General features: G+C 63.5%; 16 protein-coding genes. 1 reads left to right on the forward strand and 15 read right to left on the reverse strand.

Going from position 1 to position 12,864, the window contains the following annotated elements; all coding sequences use genetic code 11:
• From G454_RS19190 to G454_RS0113140, 14 genes are all read right to left on the reverse strand, one after another.
• Positions 1-767 (reverse strand): CpaE/TadZ family protein (locus G454_RS19190; RefSeq protein WP_035107854.1); only part of this gene is annotated, 767 nt, incomplete at its 3' end.
• Entirely contained in the window at positions 768-1,385 is a 618-nt protein-coding gene (gene cpaB / locus G454_RS0113075; RefSeq protein WP_027718966.1) for a Flp pilus assembly protein CpaB, read from the reverse strand.
• Positions 1,386-1,406: 21 nt separating this feature from the next.
• The gene (locus tag G454_RS0113080; RefSeq protein WP_027718967.1) at positions 1,407-2,174 is read right to left on the reverse strand and encodes a glutathione S-transferase N-terminal domain-containing protein; all 768 of its coding nucleotides are present in this window, start codon (positions 2,172-2,174) and stop codon (positions 1,407-1,409) included.
• A gap of 9 nt (positions 2,175-2,183) precedes the next feature.
• Positions 2,184-2,387: a Flp family type IVb pilin gene (locus G454_RS0113085; RefSeq protein ID WP_035107856.1), complete on the reverse strand. Its 204-nt coding sequence runs from the start codon at positions 2,385-2,387 to the stop codon at positions 2,184-2,186.
• A 73-nt stretch (positions 2,388-2,460) separates the two neighbouring features.
• The gene (locus tag G454_RS0113090) at positions 2,461-2,649 is read right to left on the reverse strand and encodes a hypothetical protein (protein WP_027718969.1); all 189 of its coding nucleotides are present in this window, start codon (positions 2,647-2,649) and stop codon (positions 2,461-2,463) included.
• A 75-nt stretch (positions 2,650-2,724) separates the two neighbouring features.
• The gene (locus G454_RS0113095) at positions 2,725-3,531 is read right to left on the reverse strand and encodes a type II secretion system F family protein (protein WP_027718970.1); all 807 of its coding nucleotides are present in this window, start codon (positions 3,529-3,531) and stop codon (positions 2,725-2,727) included.
• A gap of 19 nt (positions 3,532-3,550) precedes the next feature.
• Positions 3,551-4,717, reverse strand: coding sequence for a TadE/TadG family type IV pilus assembly protein (locus G454_RS0113100; RefSeq protein WP_027718971.1), 1,167 nt, complete (start codon positions 4,715-4,717; stop codon positions 3,551-3,553).
• The gene (locus G454_RS0113105; RefSeq protein WP_027718972.1) at positions 4,668-5,117 is read right to left on the reverse strand and encodes a TadE/TadG family type IV pilus assembly protein; all 450 of its coding nucleotides are present in this window, start codon (positions 5,115-5,117) and stop codon (positions 4,668-4,670) included. The genes G454_RS0113100 and G454_RS0113105 overlap by 50 nt, the downstream gene beginning before the upstream one ends.
• The gene (locus G454_RS0113110; protein WP_156896794.1) at positions 5,092-5,910 is read right to left on the reverse strand and encodes a hypothetical protein; all 819 of its coding nucleotides are present in this window, start codon (positions 5,908-5,910) and stop codon (positions 5,092-5,094) included. The genes G454_RS0113105 and G454_RS0113110 overlap by 26 nt, the downstream gene beginning before the upstream one ends.
• 3 nt (positions 5,911-5,913) lie before the next feature.
• On the reverse strand, positions 5,914-6,318 hold the full coding sequence (locus G454_RS0113115; protein WP_027718974.1) for a TadE/TadG family type IV pilus assembly protein: 405 nt from the start codon (positions 6,316-6,318) through the stop codon (positions 5,914-5,916).
• 36 nt (positions 6,319-6,354) lie between these two features.
• Positions 6,355-8,265, reverse strand: a complete 1,911-nt coding sequence (locus G454_RS0113120; protein ID WP_211230101.1) for a hypothetical protein — start codon at positions 8,263-8,265, stop codon at positions 6,355-6,357.
• A gap of 72 nt (positions 8,266-8,337) precedes the next feature.
• Positions 8,338-9,324 carry an S-layer homology domain-containing protein gene (locus tag G454_RS0113125; protein ID WP_027718976.1) on the reverse strand — a complete coding sequence of 329 codons (987 nt, stop codon included), beginning with the start codon at positions 9,322-9,324 and terminating at the stop codon, positions 8,338-8,340.
• Positions 9,325-9,619: 295 nt separating this feature from the next.
• Entirely contained in the window at positions 9,620-10,372 is a 753-nt protein-coding gene (locus G454_RS0113135) for a Fic family protein (RefSeq protein ID WP_281168476.1), read from the reverse strand.
• A 40-nt stretch (positions 10,373-10,412) separates the two neighbouring features.
• Positions 10,413-10,640 (reverse strand): hypothetical protein, encoded by a 228-nt coding sequence (locus G454_RS0113140; RefSeq protein WP_027718978.1) that lies wholly within the window; start codon positions 10,638-10,640, stop codon positions 10,413-10,415.
• A gap of 565 nt (positions 10,641-11,205) precedes the next feature.
• Here G454_RS0113140 and G454_RS21540 point away from each other — a divergent pair.
• Positions 11,206-11,487, forward strand: coding sequence for a hypothetical protein (locus G454_RS21540; RefSeq protein ID WP_156896795.1), 282 nt, complete (start codon positions 11,206-11,208; stop codon positions 11,485-11,487).
• An 18-nt stretch (positions 11,488-11,505) separates the two neighbouring features.
• On the opposite strand, the gene G454_RS20540 is transcribed toward G454_RS21540, so the two are convergent.
• On the reverse strand, positions 11,506-12,864 hold a 1,359-nt coding region (locus G454_RS20540; protein WP_156896796.1), incomplete at its 5' end, for a GGDEF domain-containing protein.

Here is a 12,864-nt window from a genome sequence, read left to right on the forward strand (position 1 = left end):
CCGCCCCCGGAAAAGAAGGGGGAAAGAAGTCTCCTGACCCTCTTCGAGACCACGAGGTACCGCTTGTTGCTCCCGGCCTGCACCTCCGGGAGGAACGGCAGGACAACTCCCGGCGTCAGCACCTTCCTGACGTCCTCCTCCTTTATCGCCCCCGGCAGGGTCGCCTGGTTCAGCACCGCGCGGGTCTTCCCGCCGCACCCTAGCCGCTCCAGCAACTCCGCATCCTCCACGTACAGGTCCAGGTCCACCCTGCACGGCCTGACGACGGCGAACAGCCGGTCGCAGACCATCGCCACGGCCCACCCGTTCCCGTAGAGGGGGCCCAGGACGACGAAGACGAGGTCGAAGGCCCTCTTGAGGAGAGACACCGCCTTGATGGAAAGCCGCGTGTCGATCTGCGCGGCGTCCAGCGTCCGCGCAACGCTCGGGACGACGAAGACCCCCCGCGGGTGGAGCACACCCGCCTTGTTCACCTCCTCCGGCACGTCCACCCCCTCCATGTCCAGGACGCTCGCCGGGCAGACGTCCGGGGTCAGGCCCATGTACGCCCTCACCTTGCCGCGGGGGCAGAGGTCGGCCAGCGCCACGCTGCGCCCCTCCCCCGCGGCGTGCAGGGCGCACAGGCAGGCGAGGGTGGCGGCGCCCGCCCCAGGAGCGGGCGAAAAGAACCCCACCACCTCTGCTTCGCCTTCAAGATCGCCGGGGGACAGCGGGACCGCCGGAAGGCCCCGCTCGGAAACAGTACTGCTCCAGAAACTACCCAGCACCTACTGCCTGCCCCCTTTCAGAACGATGGCGGCCCTCTTGCCTCTCACGCTAAGAGCCGCAATTGCCTGCGCTTCCTCGGGCCTGACCGCCAGCACGTAGTACTTGCCCTTCTCGTCCTTGCTCGCCGAAGTCCAGGGAGTGGAGAGCACCACGGCGTCCCTCGCCACGACACCCGTGAAGGTACCCTGCGCGGCGGGCACCTCCGCGTAGACGTCGACCACGTCGCCCCTCCGAATGCCGGCCATCCCGACTGCCGTGTCGGGCGGTAACTCGACCGCAACCCACCCCTGGGGGGCGAACGTGCGCAGCGCCGCGACCAGCGCGCCATCGGTGGACACGTGCTCGGCCCTCACGATGTCGCCCGCCAGCACGGGGCCAGCCGTCACGGTCTTGCCCACGACGGCGTCCACCGCGCGGAAGGCCGTCCGCGGCACGGCCTCAGCCGGCATCTTTTTCACCTGGACGTTCTCCTTGGTTATCTCCTGGCCCACGGAGATGTTCTGTGCGGCCACCACGACGGGGACGGTCGGGCGCGTGGCCTGCACGGAGAGGTAAATCAACACAGCGGAAGCGACGGCAAAAATGAGCGAAATCAGCATGGGAGCGTGCTTCTTCAAACCCCTCAGCACCTCTCAAGTTCACTCCTTTCCAGTAGCTTTTTGGAACCAGGCGGTCACTTCCCCCGCTCCCGTCAAGATTCTGCCGTCCGGCAGGACAAGACAGGGAACCTTCCCCGCCGGTGAAGCGGCGGAAACCCCTGCCTTTCCCCTGTACCCAAGGGCAGTCAGTTTCTCTTCGCCCGCGTGGAACGCCAGTTCAGGCACGACAACAGGCTCCCACCTTTCCCCGTCAGGATCGCAGCGGATCGCGGCGGAGAGGGCTTCGTCGCAACTACGGCAGAAAGGAGAAAAATACAGAAGCGCCTTCCCTGAAGCGCCGCCCTCCACGCCAGCGGTAGACCCGCTGGAACTCTGCGGAGGACCGGCCTCCGCCCCGGCACGTGGGATATCGGGAGTTTCCCTGCTTACCGGCACCAGCTCTGTGCGGACAAAAAAGGCCACCGCCACCAGGAGAAGGAAAACCGAAACCCCTACGGCAACCTTCAGCACGCTCCCGCCTTCTCGGGCGAACACGCTCGCCCCGGCAGCGAGGCCGCCCAGGGCAAAAAACAGGGCCGCTAGAATGCAGCCATCGCACCTGCCCAGGAAGCCCTGGGCCGCAAAGCTGGCGGACGCAGTTCCGATTCCAACCAGCGCGGCTAGCTCCTCCCAGCAAAGCGCAGAAAAAGCGGTGCCGGCGAGGGCGGCCGCGGCGCCCGGAACAACCAGGGCGCCGCGGCCCCACGCGAGCAGCCAGGCGAAGGCCGCCAGGAAGAAGAAGCAGCTGACCCAGCGATAATGCGACATGGCAACCCCCTACTGCACCGGCTGGGCGTTCTGGATTTGGGTGCCCACATCCTTAAACTTGGTAGCGATGGCCTTGCCCAGGAAGATCATGGCCGCGATGCAGGCGACCGCGATCAGCGCGATGAGCAGGCCGTACTCGGACAGGGCGCCGCCGGACTCGTCGCGGGCGAAGGCGGCAACAGCGTCCTTGGCTTTCCTGAGCAGCTCGCGCATCCCGGTTCACCTCCTTGCCCAAAGACTCCTAAAAAACGAAAAGGGAGCGGATATGTTCCGCTCCCTCTCAACACTACTGGATCTTGGGTACAGGAATCGCGGAGACGTTGGTTTGAATTTCCGCAAACTTGCCCTTCATAGTGTTGGCCAGGTTGTAACCTGCGGTAGCCATAACCAGCACTACGACGGCAATCCACAGGCCGGACTCGATGAAGGTCGAGCCCCTTTCGTCCGCCAACAGGGACACCAGCTTCCGCAACATCTACCCGTCCACCTCCTTTCCCGCTAAGACCTCCACACAAAAAAGAAAACCGGCCTTTAAAGGCCGGGTGATACTCTAGAAGCCGAACGCCTGCATGAGCTGCACCACCGCCGGGTAGAAGAGCACAAGCATTGACGGCAGGAGCATGAAGAGCAGCACCGGAACAACCATGGTCACGGTCAGCTTACCGGCGGCCTCCATGACCTCGAAGCGCCGCGCGGAGCGCATCCGCTCGGCGTGGGCGCGCACGGACTCCGCCAGCGGCGCGCCGTACCTGTAGGACTGCACCACCGCGCGCACCAGGCCGCGCAGTTCGTCCACGTTGCACCTCTCGGCCATCCCGACCAGCGCCTCCGTCACGCTCCCGCCCGTCTGGCACTCCTTGAGCGCCCTGCTCACTTCCTCCGCCAGCGGACCTCCAACGCACTTCGCCGCCTCCTCCAGCGCCAGCATCACATCCGCACCCGCAGACAGCGCCGTGGAGAACAGCACCGAGAAGTCCGCCAGGGAGAGGCGTATTTGGCTTTTCCTCCTCGAGATGCGGGAATCGAGCCACGCCCCGGGCAACACGTACAGCACCGGCGCGAGGAAGACCACCCAGAAGAAGTCCAGCCCGAAGAGGAGGAGGGGAAGGCACAGCGCCGCGAAGCCCCCGACCAGCGCCCAGCGCAGGCCGGCGAACCAGTCCGGGCTGACGTCATACAGCCCGGCCTCCGCCAGCTTCCGCCCCAGCGCGGTCCTCTCCTCCTCGGAGACCAGCCTAACGCCGGTGCGGCACAGCACCTCGTGCACCCTCTCCCTCTCCACGCGGACAGACCTCGCCACGGCGGGGGCCGCCACCGCTCCCGCGGCGAGAAGCGAGGCAGCAAAAACGGCGTCCAAAATTAAGCACCCCCTTTCCTTAATCCTGCCAGCACGCCTGCGGCGGTGCCTTTACCCACTTGCCCACGTCGTTCAGGCTGCCGTAGTGCCTCCCGGGCTGCGTCGCCGGGTCGCGGTAGAAGGTGTCGCCCTGCGCGCAGACGTCGGTGGCGTAGCTGTCTGGAAATACCCCAAAGAGGCCCGGGAAGAGGCTGGCAATCAGCGAACGGCCGTACACGGTGACCGACGGGTAGAAGGGGTCGTTCCGGGCGGCATGCACCATCAGCTTCCATATCCAGGAACTTTCGGCGTGGGGCGGGTAGTTCGCAAGGAAGAACGCGTGCGCGGCGTCGTCGGCGAACATCTCCATGGCCGCGGGGCCGCCGCGGCTGTTGGCCCACTTGATGCTGTTGATCTGGTTGATGACCCTGTCGACCCACCCGAGTTTGCCCGAGACCTTGTTGTAGGCCGCGCTCGCTTCCGAGTAGCATATATTGCAACACTCGCAGGATTCATAGCACTCACCGCCACACCAGTAGCACTCGGAGCAGCACTCCCCGCACCCCGTAACGTCTTTCCAGGCGGACCACCAGTCCGAGAAGCTCGCCAGCAGGCTTCTTATACCGTACAAATTACGTCCGGAGAGCATGGCGGAAACCGTCCCCTGGTACGGGTATGCCTTCCACGCCAGGGCCTGCCGCACGGCCTCCGTCAGGTCGGCTTCGAGCCTGCTGATCTGCGCCCAGTCGGTACCCCACACCCCGGAAGTTATGTCGTAGGTCACCCAGCGGTCGTCGATCTCGAACCAGCAGTCGTCCCCGCCGCAAGAGCACGGCGGGACGCAGAAGTCCCGCCAGCCGTCCTCGTCGATCAGCCGCCTCTCGTCTCCGACGATGCCAGCAATCCTCACCGTGCCGCAAGAAGAGCACCAGCAGCTGTCCTCGTCGCAGTGCTCCTCCTCCCCCCGGTCGGTGACCACATCTATCTTCACCCACCGGTGGACACCGGAAGTGGCCGCCGCCAGAGCTGCCGCGTCCGCCGCCGTCTGGGTCTGCTCCCGCACGAGCAGGAACCTGCCGAACTCGCAGACGCCCGCGAAAAGCAACGTAAGCGCCACGCACACGGCTGCCATCAGGACCAGCACGGCGCCCGACTCGTCACTCGTAATCCTGCGGGAAGTCCCACCAGCCGAACGTTGCCACCGCACTCAGCGTCACCCCCTTTCCCCCGAGAATATCCTTAGAAAACCACCCGAAAAACCTGTGGGGGTACTTGGCCACACACGTCACGCTGTGCCTCTGCGGGGCATCGTACCGCTCCAGAGATACCTGAACGTCCCCCGCATTGCTTCCGAAGTACATTTGTGCCCGGTCGGCGGCTTTGGCGTAGCCCGCGTCCAGGCTCCCCGCCAGCACAGCCTCCCGCGCCGCGTCCCTCGCCACCCGCTGGAGGTACACGTCGTCGCGGATGAGCCAGGCGACCTCGACGCAGGCGAAGAAGAACACCATGAGCACCAGGCAGGCCATGACAAGCTCGACCAGGACGGAGCCTTTTTCTCTCTCTACCTGCGACTTGAAAACTTTACCCTTTAAAATACCCAGCACCATCATTTTGCCCCCTTCGCACCACTCCCGCAGTCCAACAGTCTGGAACCGCCCGCCTTTGCCTTCGCCACGACAGGCCGCCTCTACTCCACATCAGGAGACGGGCTATCTTCTGCCAGAAAGGGTCGGTCCAAAATTGCCGCCTCTCCACCCGCCAGGTCCGCACGGAATCCATCCGGGCTCTCCACTTTTGAACCGCTTCCCTGAAATCTTCCAGTTCCATTTGTTTGTAGCCAAGTTCTTTCAACTCCATTTCCAATTCATGGGAGTACTCCAGAGCCACGATGGTATCTCTGCCACCACGTGCGTATTTCACCTCATCCCTCCACTCCTCCGGGTCACCGAACCTGTCCTTCCAGAAACCGCCGGAAATCCAGCCGTGGCAGGGATAAACGAACACCGTTTCTTTTACCCTATTCCCAAAACGCTTCCTTAAACCCGGAAGCCACACAACCCAAAGCTCGCCCCCTGCACGAGTAAAAACCCTCAGCGCGCAAACGCCTTTTGCAGAGGGATTGAGCCAAGCCTTGCGCGCTTTCAGAAAATCGGCTACGCCAGAGTAGATACCTGAAACTATACAGAGAATAAAGGCAACAGCCACCGGTGCTGCCAGGAAGATTCCTACTGCAATGAACAGTAACTTCATTAGCCCGGAATTTATAACGGAGTCAGGCGAACCAGGTGCTGAAAAAACCAATGTACAGAAAAGGGTCATTATGATAATCGCACAGATGAAAGTGCTCCAAAAAACGACCAGATTGGAACCTATAGGGGTTAAGAACACCCGCGTCACCACCTTTTAACCTGAAAATTCTCCCGGATTCCTGAACCTGTACTCCAGCGTACAGGAGGCCCGCCTGGTCAGCTCCGGCATCTGGTACAGGTAGAGCCGCCGCACCCTGGGTTTTGCCCGCACCTCAGCCACCGCCTTGTCGCCCTCCCGCCGGACTTCGACCGAGACGGAGCCGGGCACAATGAAGAGGTACGCCCACCGCTTCAGGACGGACCCTCCCAGCTCACGCGCGGCCCCCTCGTCCAGCGTCACCGCGTACTCCCGCGCCGCCTCGTAGGCCGCCTCCTGCACAAAGAAACCCCCTATGCCCCAGAGGGTCACCCCCAGGAGGCCGAACAGAAAGGCGAAAAAGACGATGAAAGCGAAGGCGAACTCGATGAGCGTGGAACCGCCCTCCCCTTTGAAGCGCAAGAAACACACCCCCTGAAAAAAAGAAAGCCGGGGGAATCAGTCCCCCAGCTCCCCGTGGATGCCCGGCTCCCTCGACCCGGTCGGCGGCGGTTCTCTCTTAATGACCGTCACCTGCGCCGAGGCACTATTGTCAGGCAGATAGGACTCCAGGTCGCCCGGCACCGGCCACGCCTCGGCGCTCACCGTCCACGCGCCGCCGCCCGTCACGGTGAAGTAATACTGCACCGTCCTGGACTCACCGCCCGCCAGAACGAAATCGAACGTCTTCGGGCCCGCCGGGCCGTCCACCGTCAACTTCACCGATACGGGTTCGCCATAGTCCTTCCGGTAAACCCGGACGTTCACGCCCGGCGTCAGCGAAGAGGAGTACCAGCTCATGACGTAGGGATCTTTGATGGGCCAGACCTTCACGGCCACGTCGACCAGCGTGGTTATCTGTGCCTCGTCCCGGTTGTCGCTCCAGTCGGCGTCCTCGGACGTGTCCACCGGGTTTATCTTCACCACCACGGTCGTGCCGACGTTCTGCGCGTGCACCGCCACCGTACCCTGTTTCTCCTCACCCGGCTGGAACTCCACCGGCTGGTCGGGAGCAACAGGCACACCGTTGAGGGTGAGCGACGCCGGGTACTCCACGCCGTTCACCACGTGGAATGCCCTGACCAGCGCCTTCCACGGCTGCGGGAAGGTGGGTTTGAGTCCCGCCGTTACCGCGAAGGTCAGCTCCTGGCCCGGCTGTGCCTTCACCTGGTGCGGGTCGATCTTGATGTAGAAGTCCGGCGGGAGAGGTTTCACCACCACGTCCACGTAGTTGTCGTTGTAGTAAGTCTCCAGCACGTTCTTGAAGGGGTTCACCGCCACGCGCACCGTGTAGGGCTGGCCCTCAACTTTGAACTTCAGCTTCGCCGGTGCCCTGCCCCTGGCGGGCACGGAGAGGTCGGCAAGGGCCACCATGTAGCGCTTTTCCCCCTCGCGCAACGTCCCCAGGTCGGTCGCCACATCAGAGGCGCACTCGCTGATGACCGTGAATTCCGCTTCCTTCTCCTCGCCGGGATAACCCACAACCTCCGCCGGCCCCTCCAGCTTCAGGTTGGCCCAGGCTTCCACCTTGCCGATGAAGCCTGGCACCGCACCGGGATTGCTGTTCTCCAGCATAGGCGCCCACTCCCTGCCGCGGTAAAAACCCTTGCCGGTAGGAGTGGGTTCGTCGCGGAGCGGGAAGCTCAACGCCGCGTACTCGTAGTTGCGGTTCTGGTCCACCGGGTCAATGAGCAGGTGGTACTCGTAGGTCGCCCCCTGCTGGAAAACGTTGGCCACGCGGTAATACGTGGTGCTACCGTCCGCCGAAATCACGGGGTCTCCGAAGTAAGGTTTCCACTTCTGCTCCAGGGCGCCCCCTATGCCCGCGCCCTGCGCCAGGAGGGCATCCCTGGAGGGCAGCGGCACCTCCAGCCACATGGCGGGCACGGCATCAGCCGCCCACACCACCTGCTTCGACGGGTCGTACAACCTGAACTGCTCCATCACGCCGCTCACAGTCCAGTCCTCTATGAGCTCGCGCGCGTTTTCATCCTTCAGGGCCGAGAAGGGTACCAGCACCCAGTCGTGCCCGCCCTTGGGTGCGGGCACCATGCCGGGGTTGACCGGGACGTACAGGGCCGCCAGGCCGAAGCGCGTCTCTTCATCCGCCCACCCCGGCTTCGTCCACTGCTCCGCCCAAACCACGTCCACGTCGTCCAGGTAGATGTCGGCAAACTGGGTGCCCTCCACCTCCTGGTAGCGCAGCGAGTAGGGATTCACCAGCAAGAGCGGCACCTGGCGGACGTACATGGTAACGTCATCTACGCTACGCGGCGCACGGCTGTCGCGGGGGTCGCCTTGGGTATACCCGCCCCCTTCCCAGGATGCCAGCGCCGGAGATACCGCCACCAACAGCAGGATAACGGACAAAAAGAGAAAAGCCCCGAAAAAGGCTTTTCTGCGCACGGCATATCACCCCTCTTTGTGGAACTATTTTCCGGGTTACCAGCCAACGCTCTCCACTATCTTCCATTCTCCCCTGCTACCTTGCGGCGAACCGCCCTGGGTCATCATCCAGCGGCCGTCTATCTTCTTGAAGCGGGAAACGGTGTAGCCCTTATAGCCGTTTTCGTTTTCCACCTTAGCAACCACATAGGCAATGGAGTTGTGCTTTTCGGCTATCCGCGCCTCTTTTACGGTTCCGCGGACATTCTTCCTTCCGTTGTCCCTGTTCGCATACATGAACTTCCGCGCGCCCTCGAAGTAGGTGCGGGTTACGCGCTTATAAGGCAGCTGGTCATAGAAGCTCAGATCCACATTGCGACGGGCCTCAAAGTCCATGGCATTGGCGTTTACATCTTCTGCAACTTCCTTTACGGCCTGGATCAGCTCTTCGTCAGTCGGCAGGTTTGTGTCCACGCTCCTCGCCACCCGGAAGAGCAGCACCGCCGCCTGCGCCCTGTTCAGGTGCTGGTCGGCGCCGAGCACGCCAGCCGACACACCCTTCACCAGACCCGCACGAGCAGCGCGCAGGGCGTCCTCGTCGTAGGTGTCGCTAAAAGCGGCGCCCAAGTCCTTTTCCGGCAGGTTGTACACCCTGGCCAGCCTGCCGAGCCACTGCGCCATCTCCAGGCGGGTTATCGGCGCGTCCCAGTCGCCGGACTTGCCCGGGATGATGCCCAGCTTCACCAGGCCGTCCACCGCGGAGTCGTACCAGTTCGGGCCGGGATCGCCGGAGACGTCAATGCACCGGGCCAGGACCGCCGCGAACTCAGCGCGGGTTATGTCGTTGCCCAGGCGCAGGGTGTTGTCGGGATAACCCTTGTACAGCTCGAAGTCGATGGCCTCGATTATGTCGTTCTTGCCCCAGGCGAAGTCGGTCCAGATGGCCTTCCTGTCCGTAAAGCGGTACTCCATCTCTGCGAAGGCGGGCGTGGCAAGAGCTAGTAACAAGGCGAAAACGAGCGCCAGCACAAAAACTCTGCGCATGGGAAAAACCACCTCCAGTTCGGTTCTGGATTTGCCAAAAGAGCGCCGGAAGTGAAGACGACGGGATGACCGATCGGGCGCCGGAAAACTCCGCGCCCCGACCCCGCCGCGATCGGCTCTGGCGGGACGGCCCCGCCCGCCGTGTACCCCGGAAGTGCGGCTACATCGGCGGGCGCAGACCAGGCATGAAGATGACGATAAGTGCCAGCAGGATGACCGAAAGGTAGAACCAAAACAATGGCGGCAAGCCCACCACCTCTTTTCTCAAGATCTCGCTCCAGCTACCTCTGCGGTGCTAGCCCGGCTTCCGCACTCCTGCCGCCTCCAGATACAGCAAAAGACTCTCGTGAACCCGCTCTGCCACCAGCTCGGCGAACGGCTCCAAGTCGCCCCCGATGGAGGCCGCCTCCAGCGCGTCCAGGTACCGCAACCTGTCCTCCTTCCTGATGACCGCGGGCGGGTACCCGTCCCTCATCAGGGAGAAGTTCATCAGGAGTCTCGCCGTCCGGCCGTTGCCGTCCGCGAAGGGGTGTATCCAGGCGAGCCGCCAGTGTAGCCACGCGGCCCGCAACACCGGGTGCTCGCCCGCCCTCCCCGCGTATTCCTCCGCCATCTCACGCACGAGGGAGGGGACGTCCCCCGCCGCCGGGGGCACGTGTCGGCTGCCCGCTATCCGCACCCCGCCCCGGCGGTACCTCCCCGCCTCGCCGGGGAAGGTGGACTTGAGCACCAGCCTGTGGACCTCGCGCACCAACCCTTCCGTGAGCGGCACCCCGCCGCGCACCGCCTCCTCAAGCCACTCCACGGCGTCCCGGTGGTCCACGACCTCCAAGTGCTCCCGGAGGGTCTTACCGCCCACCGTCAGGCCGTCGAGCAGCACCAGGCGCGTCTCCCGCAGGGAGAGGGTGTTGCCCTCCAGGGCGGTGGAGTGGTGCGTCCACTCCACCAGCAGGTACTCCCTGAGCCGCGCGGCCTGCACAGGGGAGAAGGGGCGGAACCCGTCCAATTTCCTCTTCAGTTCCGAAACCAGCAGGAGTTTTTCTTGCAACTCTCCCGTCATCCGCTACTGCACCGACCTTTTCTTTCCATTATACACCACCTGGCCGCCCCTCTTCCATTGACTTCCTCACCTCCCCCAGGGCTTCCCCGTCCACCTCGACGCTTGCAGGCACCAGCACCAGTGCCCGGCCGCAACGGTACACAGCCAGGTGGGTGTGGCCCCGCTCCTTCAGCTCCCGCCAATAGGAATACGGCAGGGCGAAGTGATGCTGCGTGTCCTTCGCCACTTTGAGCAGTTCCAGCTTCGGTTTCTCCATCTCTGGCCACCGCCCTTCTAGCGACTTTTTGACCAAAACTGACATTTTGACTTTGACGTTCCTTGACTTTACCTTACCACCGAACACCAGTGCTAGCAAGCGCTGTTTCGGGCGGTATTTGACCATTTTTGACCAAAACGGGCGTCTGGGACGGGAATTTCCGGAAATAGCGCTGGAAAGCTCGGTATTCCATGCCAAAGAGATGAAAACGCTAGTCTACCAAATCTTTATTCGATTGGCAAGAGTTTGCGGCTACCACCTGCTTCTAGCTCCCCTACAAAAAGAAAAGCCCGGTTCAAAACAGGCAAGTTCGCACACTGTCAGTTTTTGTCGAAATACTTGCGAAGGCTTTTGTTGTTTTTTGCAAAAATTCCATCAAAAGGACAGTTGCTTTGGTTTGCTACCGAGTGTTTCCGAGCCAAACAAAGTAAAATGCCACCCACCCGCCTATCAGGTAAATTAAGACGAAAAAGGATTCAAATATTCCGTGCAACAAAAACTCTTTAAGCAAGCCCAAGCAGATTATTAGAGCGGGTAGTCCGGCTAGCAAAGAAAGAAGTTCCATGTGACGGGAAGCAAAAAACGCGCTCAGTGGAAAGCTTACAAGAGCCGTCAAGCAGAATACTTTAAGAAACTTATCGGCTTGGGATGTGATCCTGCTTTGAAAAAAATGCTTTACCTGTTGAAGGACATGCTTCTTATTATTCCTACAGAGCAGCTTATTAAAGGACTTGCATCTCCAGATCCCGCCAATCCCCGACTCTGGGCCAGTGGCCAAATCGCGTTTTTCCAACCGGCCCGCCCTGGTTCACATAGATCCACCTTCCCTCCAAAAAAGCCCGGCTGAAGCCGGGTCCCACCACTCCTACAGCTTCCGCGGGTGCCTGTCCCGGGCTGCCGCTTCCCCGGCCCGCAGGAGGAACCCGCCTCCTACCCCCTCCAGGGCGATCTCCTCCCCGGCCCTTACGACCAGCGCGTTCCCGCCGTAGTCCCTCAGCCACCGCTCCACCACCCAGTCGGACGCCTCCCCGCCGGTCCTGGCGACGACGACCGCTGCGTCGCGCGGCGCACCCGCGCAGAGCGAGAGGTCGCCCCCGCAGTCGACGACCACGAGCGGGAAGCGGTGCCTGATCTGGCTCACCAGCGCGTGCGGCGGCACGTCCCGTGCGCCCAGAAACTTGCCCGGGTCGACGGGCCACACGACCACGCCGCCGAAGCTCACCGGCGCGTCGGAACCGGGCACGCGCCAGTCCGAGAGCACCAGGTCCTCCGGCCTCATCCCCAGCGCCAGCGCGGCGGTCGACGTCCCGCTGGCGCAGACCAGCGCCGAGCCGGGGACCTGCCTCGCCAGGGCGGCAGCAATCCGACCCGCAGCGGGTGGCTCTCCGGGACAAGCCACATAGATGGCACCGTGCTCCGGCACCGCCACGCCGCCCTCCACCTTCCTGCCCGGGAGGACGTAGACGTTCGGCCTTCCTTCCCGGCGCGGTGCGCGCCTCCCCTCCGGCGCCCCCGTGCGGGCGGCCTCCCGCTCCTTCCTGGTCCTCTTCTCCGCGTACATCAGCCTGTCGGCCTCTTTTACCGCGGCTTCCAGCGGGCCGCCCCGCCACTCGGCCACGCCCGCCGAGAAGCCCACTTCCAGGTCCCCGGTGTCCGGCGCGCGCTCCCGCCACGCACGGCGCAGGCCGTCCACCACCCTCTCGGCGTCGGCCCCGGCCGTACCGGGGAGCAGCAGCACGAACTCGTCCCCGCCCCAGCGGATGGGCACGTCCTTGCCCTTCAGGCTCTCCCGGAGCACTGCCCCGAAGGCCGCAAGCACCCCGTCCCCGGCGTCGTGGCCCAGGGTGTCGTTGACCTCCTTGAAGCCGTCCAGGTCGATGAAGACCACCGCGCAGGGCGGATCGAGGTCGAGCACCTCCAAGCACCGCCGGGTGTAGCAGCCCGTGAGGGGGTCGCGGAGGACCTCGCCCAGGCCCGGGGCGGGAATGCCGATCCGCCCCCCTTCCGGATTCCCGGGCATCTCTTCCGCCAGCGCCCTCCGCACCGCCTCCGCCAGCCCGGCCCTGTCCACCAGGCTGGCGTCCGGTCTGGACATGGCCGCCGCGAGGTCGGACACGGAACCCGAGCGCACGACGAGGAGCGGCATGCCCCTGGGCGCAAGCATCGCCCTGGCCGGGTCGCACACGCAGACCTTCGCGTCGAGCGGGTCCGAAACTATCTTTAT

This window comes from Desulfovirgula thermocuniculi DSM 16036, from assembly GCF_000429345.1.
Taxonomy (GTDB): domain Bacteria; phylum Bacillota; class Desulfotomaculia; order Desulfotomaculales; family Desulfovirgulaceae; genus Desulfovirgula; species Desulfovirgula thermocuniculi.